Origin of the sequence: Arthrobacter sp. AFG7.2 (genome assembly GCF_002892835.1) — a bacterium.
Lineage (GTDB): Bacteria > Actinomycetota > Actinomycetes > Actinomycetales > Micrococcaceae > Arthrobacter.
The window spans coordinates 36,192-50,791 of sequence record NZ_PJMB01000016.1 but is presented as its reverse complement, the minus strand read 5'-3'; the positions used below and the strand labels follow the sequence as shown (position 1 = coordinate 50,791).

14 protein-coding genes are annotated in these 14,600 nt (G+C 65.0%); 10 read left to right on the top strand and 4 right to left on the bottom strand.

All coding sequences use genetic code 11. The features are described 5' to 3' along the window. The 3 genes from CXX84_RS18750 to CXX84_RS18740 all read right to left on the bottom strand — a co-directional run. On the bottom strand, positions 1-671 hold a 671-nt coding region (locus CXX84_RS18750; RefSeq protein ID WP_102978237.1), incomplete at its 3' end, for a carbohydrate ABC transporter permease. A 9-nt stretch (positions 672-680) separates the two neighbouring features. Then, on the bottom strand, positions 681-1,631 hold the full coding sequence (locus tag CXX84_RS18745) for a carbohydrate ABC transporter permease (protein WP_102978236.1): 951 nt from the start codon (positions 1,629-1,631) through the stop codon (positions 681-683). Positions 1,632-1,690: 59 nt separating this feature from the next. After that, positions 1,691-3,001, bottom strand: a complete 1,311-nt coding sequence (locus CXX84_RS18740; RefSeq protein ID WP_102978235.1) for an ABC transporter substrate-binding protein — start codon at positions 2,999-3,001, stop codon at positions 1,691-1,693. Positions 3,002-3,304: 303 nt separating this feature from the next. Here CXX84_RS18740 and CXX84_RS18735 point away from each other — a divergent pair, with 303 nt between their 5' ends. From CXX84_RS18735 to CXX84_RS18725, 3 genes are read left to right on the top strand one after another with little or no spacing between them, the layout of a single operon-like run. After that, the gene (locus tag CXX84_RS18735; RefSeq protein WP_189337657.1) at positions 3,305-4,204 is read left to right on the top strand and encodes a DUF6807 family protein; all 900 of its coding nucleotides are present in this window, start codon (positions 3,305-3,307) and stop codon (positions 4,202-4,204) included. Further along, positions 4,201-5,778 carry a glycoside hydrolase 43 family protein gene (locus tag CXX84_RS18730; RefSeq protein ID WP_102978233.1) on the top strand — a complete coding sequence of 526 codons (1,578 nt, stop codon included), beginning with the start codon at positions 4,201-4,203 and terminating at the stop codon, positions 5,776-5,778. Before CXX84_RS18735 ends, CXX84_RS18730 begins: the two co-directional genes overlap by 4 nt. Positions 5,779-5,795: 17 nt before the next feature. After that, positions 5,796-6,812, top strand: a complete 1,017-nt coding sequence (locus CXX84_RS18725) for a LacI family DNA-binding transcriptional regulator (RefSeq protein WP_223253166.1) — start codon at positions 5,796-5,798, stop codon at positions 6,810-6,812. An 8-nt stretch (positions 6,813-6,820) separates the two neighbouring features. Here CXX84_RS18725 and CXX84_RS18720 read toward each other — a convergent pair whose 3' ends face one another. Then, a complete protein-coding gene (locus CXX84_RS18720; protein ID WP_102978231.1) occupies positions 6,821-7,525 on the bottom strand; it encodes a FadR/GntR family transcriptional regulator in 705 nt (234 codons plus the stop codon). 156 nt (positions 7,526-7,681) lie between these two features. Here CXX84_RS18720 and CXX84_RS18715 point away from each other — a divergent pair, with 156 nt between their 5' ends. The 7 genes from CXX84_RS18715 (at position 7,682) to CXX84_RS18685 (ending at position 14,564) form a co-directional block, all read left to right on the top strand. Beyond that, entirely contained in the window at positions 7,682-9,190 is a 1,509-nt protein-coding gene (locus CXX84_RS18715) for a four-carbon acid sugar kinase family protein (protein WP_102978240.1), read from the top strand. Between the two features lie 62 nt (positions 9,191-9,252). Continuing rightward, the gene (locus tag CXX84_RS18710; RefSeq protein ID WP_102978230.1) at positions 9,253-10,152 is read left to right on the top strand and encodes an NAD(P)-dependent oxidoreductase; all 900 of its coding nucleotides are present in this window, start codon (positions 9,253-9,255) and stop codon (positions 10,150-10,152) included. Positions 10,153-10,272: 120 nt separating this feature from the next. Continuing rightward, a complete protein-coding gene (locus tag CXX84_RS18705; RefSeq protein ID WP_102978229.1) occupies positions 10,273-11,691 on the top strand; it encodes a GntP family transporter in 1,419 nt (472 codons plus the stop codon). Beyond that, a complete protein-coding gene (locus CXX84_RS18700; RefSeq protein WP_102978228.1) occupies positions 11,691-12,542 on the top strand; it encodes a class II fructose-bisphosphate aldolase in 852 nt (283 codons plus the stop codon). The genes CXX84_RS18705 and CXX84_RS18700 overlap by 1 nt, the downstream gene beginning before the upstream one ends. 34 nt (positions 12,543-12,576) lie before the next feature. Then, positions 12,577-12,981, top strand: coding sequence for a DUF1304 domain-containing protein (locus CXX84_RS18695; RefSeq protein WP_102978227.1), 405 nt, complete (start codon positions 12,577-12,579; stop codon positions 12,979-12,981). 85 nt (positions 12,982-13,066) lie between these two features. Continuing rightward, positions 13,067-13,420, top strand: coding sequence for a GNAT family N-acetyltransferase (locus CXX84_RS18690; RefSeq protein WP_102978226.1), 354 nt, complete (start codon positions 13,067-13,069; stop codon positions 13,418-13,420). A gap of 169 nt (positions 13,421-13,589) precedes the next feature. Beyond that, a complete protein-coding gene (locus tag CXX84_RS18685; RefSeq protein WP_102978225.1) occupies positions 13,590-14,564 on the top strand; it encodes an NAD(P)/FAD-dependent oxidoreductase in 975 nt (324 codons plus the stop codon). The last annotated feature ends 36 nt before the right edge of the window (positions 14,565-14,600 follow it).

Genomic DNA, 14,600 nt, shown 5'->3' with positions numbered 1-14,600 from the left:
AAAATGGCGGTGGTGGCCATCGCCGGAACACACAGCGGCAGGATGACGCGCAGGAATGTCCTGAAGGGCCCGCAGCCGTCGATCTGGGCGGCGTCGTCGAGTTCCTTGGGCAGCGCCTTCATGAACTGGACCATCAGGAAGATGAAGAACGCGTTGGTGGCCATGAAGTTGGGCACGATCAGCGGGAGATAGGTATCCAGCCAGCCCAACTGCGAGAAAATGATGTACTGCGGTACCAGGAGTACGTGGCCGGGGAGCATCAGGGTTCCCAGCATCAGGGCGAAGAACAGCTTCCGGCCGGTGAACTCCATGCGGGCGAAGGCGTAGGCAGCCAGGGCGCAGGAAAAGATGTTTCCCACGATCGAGAACACCACCACGATCAGGGAGTTGATCAGGTAGACGTGGAACGGCTGGTTCAGCGCCGTCCAGCCCTGGGCATAGTTGCTGAAGTCCCAGTTCTCAGGCCACAGCCCAAGTTGCCGGAAGATGTCGTTGCTGGGCTTGAACGAGCTGGAAATCAGCCACAGCAGCGGGTACAGCATGACCAGGCCCACAAGGCACAGGATGAGGTGGCGGGAGAAGCGGGTGCCCGGGGTGCCTGTCAGCGCATCCTCGGAGGGAGGCGCTTCCTTCTTTTGCTTGTTCTTCAGGGGTAGTTCGAGGAGAGCCATAGCGGTGCCTTAATTGTCGTAGAAGACCCAGAACTTGGATGCGATGAAGTTGATGGCGGTGAAAATCGCGATGATCATCAACAGCAGCCACGCCATGGCGGAGGCATAGCCCATCTCGAACTCGGTGAAGCCCTTTTGGTAGAGGTACAGGTTGTAGAACAGCGTGGAGTCTGCCGGGCCGCCGGTGCCGCCGCTCATCACATAGCCCTGGGTGAAGGTCTGGAAGGACCCGATCAGCTGCATGATGAGGTTGAAGAAGATGATGGGGCTGATCAGCGGCAGGGTGATGCTGCGGAACTGCCGCCACCGGGAGGCGCCGTCGATGGAAGCCGCCTCGTAGTACATGGTGGGCACCTGCCGCAGGCCGGCCAGGAAGATCACCATGGGCGAACCGAAGGTCCAGACGTTCAGCACGATCAGCGTGCTCAACGCGTACTCCGGGTCGGTCACCCATGCAGGGCCCTGGATTCCGAGGAATCCGAGGGCGCTGTTGACGATGCCGTCGTTGCCGAAAATGTAGCGCCACAACATGACGATGGCTACGCTGCCGCCCAGCAGCGACGGGAGGTAGTACACCGAACGGTAGATCGCGAGGCCCTGGAGGCCGCGGTTCAGCACAATGGCGATCAGCAGGGCCACGGCCAGGGAGATGGGCACGGAAACGAAGGTGTAGATGAACGTTACCTTCAGGGACTGAAGGAGCCGCGGATCCTCGAACATCGCCTGGAAGTTCGCCAGGCCCACGAAGTTCGGCTCCGTGAAGAGGTTGTAATCCGTAAACGCCAGGTAGAGGGAGGCGAAGAACGGAATGATCGTGAACAGCATGCCGATGAACCACGGCAGCAGGAAGAGGTAACCGGAGCGCTGGTTCTTGCGCTTGGGGCGTGCCCGGCCGGGGCGCCCGCCCGGGCCGGCCAAAGTGGCGGCCGCGGCCGGGGCTTGCTTGGTCAGCACTGACATGGCGTCAGGCTCCTATCGTCAGATGTGCCAGGGGCACGGTGCGGAGACCGGCAGGGTGGCTACTTGTTGATGGCCGCATTGCTCTTCTCGAGGAAAGTCTTGGCTGCATCCGCAGGTGTGACGCGGCCGAACTCGACTTCGGTGGCCAGTTGCTTGAGGGTGTCGGCTACAACACTGGCGCCCTTGGGGTAGACGTAAGCCGGTGCCAGTTCGTCCTCCTGGATGTCGGCGACCATCTGCACAAACTTTGTGTCATCCGCGCCCAGCTTGGGCATGATGGCCTCTGTCACCTCAGGGTTGATCGGCACGCCGCGTTGCGTCAGCGTCTCTGCGGCGCCGTCGACGTCGTTAATCAGGAAGTTCATCAGCTTCGCCGCTTCCTTCGGGTGCTTCGACTTTGCCGCGATGGACCAGAGCATGCTGGGGTCAGCAGAGTAGCCGCGACGCTGTTCCGTGGTTTCGCCGGGCATACGGAGGAGGACCAGGTTGCCGCCCGCCGCTTCGTTGTAGGCCTTGTAGTTGTTGATAGGAATGATTTGCGAGGCCACGGTGCCTTTGGCCAGGTAGGACTGGGCAGCTGAACCGCCCACTTGTTCAAAGAAGCCGGCCGGCGGGTAGCCCCCGGCGGCGCGAAGGTCCACGCTGTACTGGAACCAGTCCCGGATGGTTTCCTCGCTGACCCCGAGCTTGTTGTCCTTGGTGTAGAAATCCTCGCCGCGCTGCCGGGCAAACAGGATGGGTCCAGTCTCAGTGGCGACGTCGTAGCCGGCGCCGTAGATCTTGCCGCCGGTCTTTTGGGTCACTTCTGAGGCGAACTTTGCGTAGTCTTCCCAGCCCCAGGTCTTGTCATCGGGAATGGTGACGCCAGCCTGGTCGGTAATCGTTTTGTTGACCACCATGCCGATGGTCGTGACGCCGGTAGCCAGGCCGTACAGTTTTCCGTCCACCTCGCCGCGGCTCTGGATGGCTTCCGGAATGTTCCCGAGGTCAACCTCCGGGAAAGACTTCAAATCTGCGAGCGTGCCCCGCTGGGCGTACTCAAGCAGGCTGCGGTTGGCCATGTTCAGGACGTCCGGCGGGTTACCGCCGGCGAAGCGGGTAGCCAGCTTGTCAGCATAGGGGCCGCTGTCCTGGTATTCACTCTTGACGGTGATGCCCGGGTTCTTTTCTTCAAAAACCTTAATGGCCGCGTCCGTCATTTTGGCGCGGTTGGAGTCGCCCCAGTAAACGAAGTTCAGCTCCACATTGCCGCCGCCGCCCGCAGCAGGAGCTGAACCTCCGCCGCAACCGCTGAGCGCCAGGCCTGCAGCAGTGATGGCTGCACCCAGGGCCAGCCTGCGGGAGATGGGGATATTGACTGTCTTCATCATTGAATGACGCCTCTCTAGGGTTTGCCCACGTACAGCAGGCGGTTATCAAAGCTGGAAAATCTACGGAAAGTTTTTGGCTGCTGGTCTGGATTGAATCCTGTTGCGGCTGAACATGGAACCTCGCGGTCAGGCGAAGCGATAACTCAGTAAACGATTTCTAGCAAGTAAACGCTGTGACTGTCAACACAATTTTCTGCAGCGTCCGAGCGGCCAAGCTCAGAAACTTTCTTTAGCTATTGCCGAAATATTTCTGATCTGGCATGCTGATCCCACATCCCGGAAGGCCGTCATTGGAGGTTACGTTTGGCCACGCATACCAAGCCCTTGGCGGTGCCGGATGGAGCCCCGGGCAGTGAGCTCCCCGCGTTGCACAACAGGTACCTGCAGGAGCCGGCTGACCACGCACCCCGTCCCTATTTACATCCGGTGCGGTCCCTTGCGGGCACTGTGGTCAGCCAGGCACGGCCCGCCGATCATCCTCACCACCTGGGCCTGTCCATCGCGTTCTCGGACATCAACGGGACCAACTTTTGGGGCGGGTCCACCTATACCCCCGCGGGCGGATCCATGCTCCTGGACAACCACGGGGTTCAGCGTCCCCACGGCTGGCAGTCAACGTCGAACACCGAATTCGGGGATGTTTCCTGGATTTCCCGGTCCGGCGAACACCTCGGAGCGGAGCAGCGGCGCATCGAATACCTTCATCACCCCGCACCCGCCACCTGGTCCCTTTCCCTGTTCTCAGTGATGGTCCCGGCGGGGGACGCAGAACGGCTGGAAGTGTCGTCGTCGGCCGTCAAGGGCAGGGCTGGTGCCGGATACGGCGGCATCTTTTGGCGGTTTCCTGAACCCACAGGCCAGCCGCTTGTCCTCTCCGATGCCGGCAGCGGCGCCGATGCCGCCCACGGTTCCCTCTCGCGCTGGCTCTCCATCAGCATGGACCTTGGCGGCGCAGCGGTGACTGTTGTGCTTGGCCAGGATCCGGACCGCCTGCTCCCGTGGTTCATTCGGACTGAAGGCTACCTCGGCGCCGGCCCTTCCGTGGCGTGGACACAAGCCGCAGTAGTGGACCACAACAACCCGCTGAAGCTGGCCCTGCATGCCGTCATTCATGACGGCCCCGTGTCTACCGCCGCCCATGCCCTCGAACTCCTCCAGCAGCACCCTCTCCTTAGCAACAGCCCACCAGACAGGACGTCATGACCACCCGCCTCCCCGCCCCCGTCTACCAAAACCCGATCCTCAATGCTGATTGGCCGGACCCGGATGCTGTACAGGTTGACGGCGTCTACTACCTCATCGCCTCGAGCTTCAACCGCGTCCCGGGGCTCCCGGTCCTGCGTTCGCGCAATCTCGTGGACTGGGAGCACGCCGGCCACGCCCTGGCAGAACTGCCCCAAGCCGGCCATTATTCACTGGTGCGTCACGGGAGCGGTGTGTGGGCTCCGTCGCTGCGCCACCACAACGGGCGCTTCTGGATCTTCTACCCGGACCCGGACCACGGCATCTTCGTGCTGAGCTCGGAAAAGGCGGAGGGTCCCTGGACAAAGCCCCACCTTCTGTACGGCGGACGCGGGCTGATTGACCCCTGCCCGTTGTGGGACGAGGACGGCCAGGCTTACCTGGTTCACGGCTGGGCGCAGAGCCGGATCGGTGTGAAGAACAGGCTTACGGTCCACCGCATGAGCCCCGATGCCACCAGGCTCCTGGATGGCGGTACCCATGTGATCAACGGTGCCGACCTGCCCGGCTACACCACCCTTGAAGGCCCGAAATTCTATAAGCGGGATGGCTGGTACTGGATCTTCGCCCCGGCCGGCGGTGTGGCCTCCGGCTGGCAGTCCGTGTTCCGTTCGCGGTCCCCGTTCGGGCCGTACGAGGGGCGGCGGGTCCTGGAGCAAGGGAACAGCGAGGTCAACGGGCCCCATCAGGGAGCCTGGGTGACCAGTCCCCGGGGGGAGGACTGGTTCCTGCACTTCCAGGATCGGGGACCCTACGGCCGGGTGGTCCACCTCCAGCCGATGGGCTGGACCGAAGATGGCTGGCCGTGGATGGGCGCCCGGAATACCGACGGCGGGCCGGGCACCCCGGTGCCCGCCCATCCCTATCCCGCGGGTACTTCCCCGGCGGATGTTGGGCTGCCCGTAAGTGACGATTTTTCCTCGCCGCGGCTGGGACCGCAGTGGCACTGGCAGGCAAACCCGGAGGACGACTGGGCGCATCAATGCGGGGGAGGGCACCTGGTTCTCAAACCTCGGGCCAACGACCCCGTCAACCTGCGTGAACTCCCCAACGTCCTGGGGCAAATACTGCCGGGCACCCCGTCCACTTTTACGACGTCGATCGAACTGCAGGACGTTCCCGTGGGAACCCGGGCGGGAGTGGTGGTCCTGGGCCAGAAGTACGCCTGGCTGGGCATCGTCAGGACAAGTGACGGCTGGATCCTCGGAGGCGGTACCGGCGGAGAAGGCCCGTCCGAACAGCGCCCCGGCAGGAAGACCCCCCTGGCGGGGCCGCGGATTGAGCTGCAGATCCGCACCGACGGCACGCCCCGGTCAACCTTTGCCTGGCGTTCAGGACCCGGCGACCCATGGGAAGTCCAGGGCTGGAATTTCGACGTGGTCAAGGGGCAGTGGATCGGCGCCGAGCTGGGGCTCTTTGCCACCTCGCCGCTGGGCTGCGAGGAGGGCGGCAATGTTATCGTGGGACCCGTGCGCGTGGACGTTGCGCCTGCACGCCGCACCAGCTCTCCCCAACTCGCCGCCGCAGCTACATGACCCTTAGGACTGCCCCTGTGACCGCCTCCCCGCGCCCCAAGATTGCTGACGTCGCGGCCGCAGCAGGCGTCTCCGTCCCTACGGTTTCCAAGGTCCTCAACGGCCGGACTCACGTGTCGGACGCCACGCGGGCAAAGGTTCAACAGGCACTTGAGGAGCTTGACTACTCAAAACGGGCAGCAGCCACTGCGCAGCCGGGCGTCCTGCAGTTGGTGGTGAACAACTTCGATTCGCCGTGGGTCCTGGAGATCATGGCTGGTGTGGAGGCGGCAGCGGACCGCCTGGGCTATGCGGTGGCCTACACCCGGGCGGAGCATGCAACGGCAGAACGCTGGCGCAAGCTGCGCGAACCCTCGGTCAACCGGCTCGACGGCGTCCTGCTGCTGGCTCCCCGCAAGGGCTCGCGGCTGGTCGACACGCTGCGGACCCTCAAGATTCCGGCCGTCGCCATAGACCCCGAACGCACCGAAGGGCTGGTAATCCCCAGCGTCAGCCCGGCGTCGTTCTCCGGTGCCCTTGCAGCTGTCAGCCACCTGCTGGGCCAGGGCCACGGCAGGATAGGCATCATCACCGGCCGAAAACACAGCCCCGGACACGGCCGGGCACGTTATGCGGCCTACGCCGCTGCCTTGCACGAGGCCGGCCTACCGGTCCTGCCCGAACTGGTCAAGGACGGCGATTTCAGCACTGAGTCGGGTATGCGGCTGGGCGGGGAACTGCTGGACCTGACCCAGCCCCCTACGGCCATCCTCACGGGCAGCGACCTGCAGGCCCTGGGCGTCATGAATGCAGCCGCCCAGCGTTCGCTGCATGTTCCGGAAGACCTCAGCATTGTGGGGTTTGACGACATTGCCCAGGCAGCATTGACGTCGCCGCCGCTCACCACTGTCCGCCAGCCGCTGGCCCAGCTGGCTTCCATGGCTGTGGGCATGCTGACGGAGCAGCAGGAACTGCCGAATTCCGCCGTCCCCACTGCCCTTGAAGTCGCGACGGAACTGGTGGTCCGCGGAACCACTGCCGCGCCGGCGCGCTGAGCCAACTGCTACTTGGCCTCGAGCACGAGGTTCTTGAGGTCGTCCAGCGTCTGCTGCATGTGGGCGTCCATGGCCTGCCGTGACCGCACCGGATCACGGGATTCCAGGGCCTCGGCAATGTTCCGGTGGTGCCCGATGGCGTGCTCCTGGATCTCGCGGACCGCTGACGTTTGCATGCGGCGCTTCTGCAGCACCTGGTGCAGCGGTTCGAACAGGACTGACACAAACACGTTTTCGGAGGCCTGCAGGATCACGTCGTGAAAAGCCAGGTCCGCTTCCACGAAGGCGGCGACGTCGTTGATTTCGTGGGCGGCGCGCATCTCTGCCACGTGCCGGTGGAGTGTGTGGACATCTTCGTCCCGTATCCGTGTTGCCGCCAGTTCACACGCTCCTGTTTCCAGCATGCGGCGGAGTTCGATGAGCTGGACGGAGGTTTCAGCTTCGTTTTTTCCCTCTGACGCGGCACGCAGCACGGCCTCAAGCGACGCCCAGCGGTTGAGGGGGTTAACGAACGTTCCCCGGCCGCGTTCCACGCTCAGGATCCGCTGCGCCTGCAGAGTCTTCATGGCTTCGCGCACCGTCATCCGGCTGACCTCGTGCCGGGCACTGAGTTCGTGCTCTCCGGGCACTGTTGCGCCGGGCGGAAACTCACCGGTGATGATGCGATCCAGGAGCTCGTCCGCCACCTGACCTACCAGTGATTGCCTCGCCATGCTGCCCCCGCTACTTCCTCAATGCATATGTCGGACAAGTCTACTTGCGTGTCGTTATGTGGTGTGCCACACTAAAGCAAATGCAAGATGTCAGACATCTTACAGATACCTTTACATCAGGATCCCAGGCCGGATCCATACACAATGGAGTGCACCGTGACGCTTGAAGCAGAGGTTTTGGCCACCTACCCGGCCGAGGTCCGGATTCCCGCCGAACTGGTGGCCAGCACGCTGGCTGCTTCCAACGCGGAGACCCCGCGCGTGCTGGTAGTGCTCGACGACGACCCCACCGGAACACAGTCAGTGGCCGATCTGCCAGTACTCACCCGGTGGGAAGCGGAAGACTTTATCTGGGCCTTCGGCCAGGGCAAGCCCGCCGTCTACGTCCTGACCAACACCCGGAGCCTGGATCCCGCCGAGGCCGCCGCCCGCAACGAGGAAGTGGTCCGCAACGCCCTCGCCGCCGCCGGTTCACCGGACACGCTCCGGCTGGGCTTCGTCAGCCGGAGCGATTCAACCCTCCGCGGCCACTACCCCCTGGAGCCGGACGTCATTGCTGCAACCGTGGCGGACGTCAGCGGTGAAAAGACCGACGGCGTAGTGCTGGTCCCGGCCTTCCCGGACGCCGGGCGGGTCACGATCGGCGGTGTCCACTACATGCGCGGCACGGGAGAAGAGACCGGCAGGCTCGTCCCGGTCTCTGACACGGAATTCGCCAAGGATGCCAGCTTCGGCTTCAGCACGTCCGTGATGGCTGACTACGTGGAAGAGAAGTCCCAGGGCCGCTTCACCGCCGACTCGGTGATCGTGCTGGACCTCAACATCATCCGCGCCGGTGCTGCCGCCGGAACCGGGGACGACGCCGCCCGTGCCAAGATCAGCGCCGACGCGATTGCCGACGCCATCGAAGCCGCCACCGACTCCACCCCGATCGTGGCGGACATCGTTACTGAAAACGATCTCCGTGCCTTGTCGCTGGGCCTGGAGGAAGCCGAACGGCGCGGCAAGAAGCTGCTCTACCGCGTAGGCCCCCCGTTCGGGCGCGCCCGGATCGGCCAGGAGATCCGCACGGAACTGACCGGCGCCGAAGCCTACGCCGGCAACACCCCGTCCGAGGCCGGCGGCCTCATCGTCGTCGGCTCCCATGTCGGGGTCACCACCCGCCAGCTCAAGGCCCTGACGGAACAGCACAGCTCCGCCCGCATCGTGGAGATCGACGTCGAAAAGCTCCTCGGTGCCGAGGCCGACGGGCACCTGGACCAAACCGTGGACACCGTCGTCGAAGCCCTCAAGGGCGGTGACGTCATCGTGCACACCAGCCGGCTGCTCATCAAGGCGGACGACCCCGCCGAAAGCCTGCGGATCGCCCGCACCGTGTCCGCCGCGGTCGTCGCCGTGGTCAACCGCACCCTCAAAACGTTCCCGCCGCGGTTCGTCATCGCCAAGGGCGGCATCACTTCCTCGGACGTCGCAGCCCACGGCCTGGAAATCCGGCACGCGATTGTCCGCGGCCCCATGCTGCCGGGCATCGTCTCCCTCTGGGAGCCCGTGGACGGCCCCGCCAAGGGCATCCCCTACATCGTCTTCGCCGGCAACGTGGGCAATGACCAGTCCCTCGCCGACGTCACCCGCAAGCTCAGCAACACATCCCCACTCGCCCCCTAACCTCGCAAGCTCGGCCAGGGGACCCCGCGAGCGTGGCCCTATTCAATTCAATGGAGAACACCATGACCAGCAATTACACCGTCACCGTCCTGGGCCTCGGCGCCATGGGCCTGCCCATGGCCACCCGCCTGGCCTCACAGCTGACTGTCCACGGCTTCGACATCGCCGAACCCCGCCTCAAGCTCGCGGAAGAAGCCGGCATCGCCACCTTCGCCACTGCCCGCGAAGCCGCGAAGGGTGCCGACGCCGTGCTCCTGGCTGTCCGCAACGGCGAACAGCTCAATGACGTGCTCTTTGGCGCGAACGGTGTGGCCTCCGTACTGGAGCCGGGCGCCGTCGTCATCCTGGGGAGCACCGTCGGCACTGAAGCCATCCCGGCCACCGTGGCCAGGCTGGCCGAATACGGCGTTGAGCTGGTGGACGCCCCGCTCTCCGGCGGACCCAAGCGTGCCGGCGAAGGGGACCTGCTGATCGTCGTCGGCGCTTCCCCCGAAGCCCGGAAAAAGGCAGCCCCCGCTTTGGAACTGCTCGCCTCCACCCTCACCGTCGTTGGCGACAAGCCCGGCGACGGCCAGGCGCTCAAGACCGTCAACCAGCTCCTCTGCGGCGTCCACATTGCCGCCGCCGCAGAAGCGATGGCGCTGGCAGATGCCCTGGGACTTGACCAGGCGAAGACCCTCGCCGCGCTGGAAGCCGGCGCTGCCGGCTCGTTCATGCTGTCCAACCGCGGCCCGCGAATCCTCGAGGCCTACAACGAGGAAGGCGCCGAGGTCCTGTCCCGCCTGGACATCTTCGTCAAGGACATGGGGATTGTTGGCAAAGCCACCCGCGCCGCCGGCCTCGCAGCCCCCGTTGCTGCAGCCGCAGAGCAGCTCTACCTCCTGGGCCAGGCCCAGGGCCTCGCCGCCGCTGATGACTCCGCCGTCATCAAGGTGGTCGCCCCCACCAAGCGCACCAACTAGCCCACCCCCCCGAAAACGTACGACGGCGGCGGTCCCCCCTCCGCCGCCGTCGTACCTCCCAGCGTTCCCCCGAAAATTAAGCTCGCTAGTCTTAACTGGCGATGTCAAAGGAGACACACGATGAGCGCACTAGCTCTCCTGGCCATAGCAGCGGCAGGCGTCGCCCTGCTGCTGGTGGCCGTCATCAAGTTCAAAATCCCGGCCTTCCTCGCCCTTCTGGTGGTCAGCGTCGCTGTTGCGCTGGTGGCAGGCATCCCGCTGCCGGACATCATCAAGACCGTGACCGAGGGCATGGGCGGCACCCTCGGGTCCGTGGCCATCCTGGTGGGCCTCGGCGCCATGCTGGGCAAGATGATCGAAATTTCCGGCGGCGCACAGTCGCTCGCCGGGAAATTCACCCAGCTGCTTGGCCCGCGCAGGGTCATCGCCGCGCTCACCGCTGCAGCGTTCCTGCTGGCCATACCTGTCTTCTTTGACGTCGGATTCATCATCCTCATCCCCATCATCTACGGATTTGCGAAGGCCGCCGGGGTCAACCCGGTCAAGATCGGCCTCCCCGTCGGTGCAATCATGCTGGCCATCCACGTTGTTGTCCCCCCGCATCCCGGCGTCGTGGGCGGTGCCGGAATCCTCGGTGCGGACATCGGCTGGACTACCATCCTTGGCCTGGTCCTCTGCATCCCCGTTGGCGTCCTCGGCTACTTTGTTGCCCGCAGGCTCAACCGCCGCGACTTCACCATGCTGCCCGCCACCGCCGAGCAGTTCCGCCTTTTTGGTACCGGCACTTCCCAGGTTGAGCAGGAAGCGGCGCAGGGTACTTCCGCCGTCGCCGTCAAAAACGAGGTCAAGACCGCGCCAAGCCCGGCCATGATCATCACGCTCATCGTCCTTCCCATCCTGATGATCATGGTTGGCACCGTAGGTGCAGTCATCCTGCCCAAGGATTCCTTCCCCGCGCAGCTCGCCGCCTTCGTGGGCGCACCGCTCATTGCCCTCCTCACCGCACTGGGCCTGGCGTACTACTTCCTGGGCATCCGCCGCGGCTGGTCCTCCCAGCACACCGGTGAAGTCATGGATTCCGCCTTGGCCCCCACCGCGATCGTCATCCTGGTGACCGGCGCCGGCGGCGTTTTCGGCAAGGTCCTCACCGTCTCCGGCATCGGCAAGGCCCTCGCTGAAGGCCTGCAGACGGCCGGACTTCCCGTCATCGTGATGGCCTTCGTCCTCGCCGCCATCCTGCGCGCTTCCCAGGGTTCCGCCACCGTTGCCATCATCACCACTGCCGGGCTGCTGGCGGCATCCGTTGCCGACGGCGGATTCTCACCCATCCAGACTGCGCTTATCCTCATTGCCATTGGCTTCGGCGCCTTCGGCCTCAGCCACGTGAACGACTCCGGCTTCTGGATCGTCACCCGGTACCTTGGATTGTCCGTGGCCGACGGCCTGAAGACCTGGACTGTCCTCACGACCATCCTTGGCCTGGCGGGCTTCGCGCTGACTTTCCTGGTCTGGCTCCTGGTTGGCGGCCTGGGCGTCTGATGCGCACCCGACTCGACCACCTTGTCACCACTGCCCTCCAGCACGGTTCCGCAGTTCCTGCCTTCACCTGCTACGACTTCGCTACAGCACTGGCCGTGGTGGGTGCTGCAGAGGAGTCCGGCCGCGGCGTCATTCTCCTGGTGGCCCCGAAGACCGCTTCCACCCCCAACGGGTTGCGCCTCATCGCAGCGCTGCGTGGCCTCGCGGACGCAGCCTCAGTGCCGGTCGCCGTGCAGCTTGACCACGCATCGGACCTTCAGGTGATGGCCGACGCCGTTGCCGCCGGGGCGGATTCCGTCCTCGCTGATGGTTCGTCCCTTCCTTACGAGGACAACATCGCCCTGGTTGTTGCGGCCCGCGCGCTGCTGGGCCCCGACGTCGTGCTGGAAGCGGAGCTCGGCGGCCTCGCCGGCGACGAGGACCGCGCCTTTGGTGCCGACCAGTCCGGTGCCGCCGTGGCCGGGTTGACGGATTCGGCCCTGGTGGAGGACTTCGTGTCCCGGACCGGTGCGCAACTGCTGGCGGTCGCCGTCGGAAATGTCCACGGGAAGTACAAGGGGGAGCCCCGGCTGCGCTGGGATGTCCTGCAGGATATCGCCGTGCGGACGCACATACCGCTGGTGCTTCACGGTGCCTCCGGAATTCCCGAGGAGGAGCTGGTGAAGGCTGCGGCCATGAACGTTGGCAAGGTCAACTTCAACACCGAGCTGAGGACCGGCGTGCTGGCCACCCTCCAGGAAGAGCTGCCCGGCCACCGGGCTGATGGTGAAAACCTGCAGGGGCTGCTGGGCCACTGGAACAGTTCCGCCCGTGGCTTCGCAGCCCTCACCCTGGCCACGCTCACGCGCTGACCGCGGCAGGGATCAGGGAGGCTAGGATCAGTGAATGATCCTGGCCTTCCTTGTTTTTGCCTTCCTGGCAGCCGCGCTCCACGTCTACATCTTCATTATGGAGTCCCTCACCTGGACCAGGCCGGCCACCTGGAAGCGCTTTGGCGTGGCATCCCAGGCTGACGCCGAGACCACCAGGCCGCTGGCCTACAACCAGGGGTTCTACAACCTGTTCCTGGCGCTCGGTGCGTTCATCGGCGTCGGCTGCGTGGCCTGGGGAGCGGAGGGATCAGCGCAGGCTGTTGCAGGCTGGACCCTGATCTTCAGCTGCTGTGGCTCCATGCTGCTCGCCGCAGTTGTCCTTGCCCTGACAGGGCGCAAGTACCTCAGGGCGGCCGCAACCCAGGGGCTGCTGCCGCTGCTCGCCGTCGTGCTTGGCCTGATTGCCCTCGCTGTCTAGCTCCTGGCGGCTTCCCTGTACCCGTCAAGGCGAAGGGGTATCCGGGGGCATTGCCACCGGAGTGAAGTAGTGCCAGTGTCGAACCATGACCGAGAACATGATGTCCACCGAGGATACGTTCACTCCTGATGTAACGCTGCGGCGCAACGATGGGCAGCACCGTTATGAGCTGCATGTGGGCGGCACGCTGGCTGTCCAATCCTTCTACCGGGACCTGCCCGGCCACATCGACTTCACCCACACAGAGACCGGGAAGGACTTTGAGGGCAAGGGCCTGGGCAAGGTGCTGGCGCATTTCGCCCTTGACGACGTCGTGGCCACAGGCAAACGCATCGTGCCGCACTGCCCGTTCATCGCCGGTTACCTTCGCAAGCACGAGGGGTACGGGCAGTTCGTTGACTGGCCGGACGCACCGGCCACGAACGGTTCGGGAGCCTAGAGCCCCACGCTGCTCCGGTAAGCAGCAAAACATCCCCTTCCGGGATCCGGACTGGCCGTTATTGTGCGGTTCCGCCGGGTACCTTTCCTGAGCGCGGTCTTGCAGTGGGCGCTCGCAGTTACATGCGCGCCCTGCGCGGGGACAGCGCGCACCGGGGAAGGAATCCTGGATGAATCGCCAAGATCAATTGTTCGACGTTGCCGTGATCGGTGGGGGACCGGCCGGGCTGAGTGCAGGCGTTGCCCTTGCCCGGGCCTTACGGTCCGTGGTGGTAATCGACGCCGGCCGGCAACGAAACCTGCAGGCGGAAGGGGTCCACGGTTTCCTGAGCAGGGAGGGTGTGCGTCCCCAGGAGCTCCTGGGCGCCGGAAGGGACGAGCTGCTGTCGTTCGGTGGCGAGGCGCTCACCGGCTTCGTGAGATCGGCCCGCCGGGAGGGCGACACCTTCGTGCTCTCACTCGACGACGGCTCCACGTGCACGGCCAGGCGGCTGCTGATCGCGGCGGGCATCGCGGATGAGCTTCCGGACCTGCCGGGAGTGGCCGAACGCTGGGGCCGGGACGTGTTGTACTGCCCTTACTGCCACGGCTGGGAGGTCCGGAACCAGAGCCTGGGGGTGCTGGCAGCTGATGCGCATGCCGTCCTTCAGGCCCTGACTTTCCGGCAATGGAGCCAGGACGTGACCCTCCTGCTCAACGGCACCGTGACCCTCAGCCCCGGGGAGGCCGAGCAGCTGGATGCACGGAACGTCCAGGTGGTGGATGGCAGGGTCCGCGGCCTGGTGGTCCAGGACGACAGGCTCACCGGTGTCATGCTCGACGACGGATCAGCGCTGCCGCTGGAGGTGCTGGCCGTCAGCCCCGCCGCGGTCAGCAAGGCCAACATGCTCCAGGCCCTCGGGCTGGAACCGGAAGGCCTGGAACAAGGGCCGGGGACACGGCTGGCTACTGACGAATCCGGGCTCACATCCTGCCCGGGAGTATGGGCAGCCGGAAATGCCACGGACGTCTCGGCGCAGGTAATGACAGCGGCAGCTGCCGGTTTGAAGGCCGCCGCCGCCATTAATGCGGATCTGGTGCGGGAAGATACCCGCCAGGCGGTGGCGCTGGCGAGGGCCGGAGCCGCGCAGGTCCCGGCACGCTAGGGGTGGCGGCAGGGGCCTGCTGCCAGGTCCCTGCCC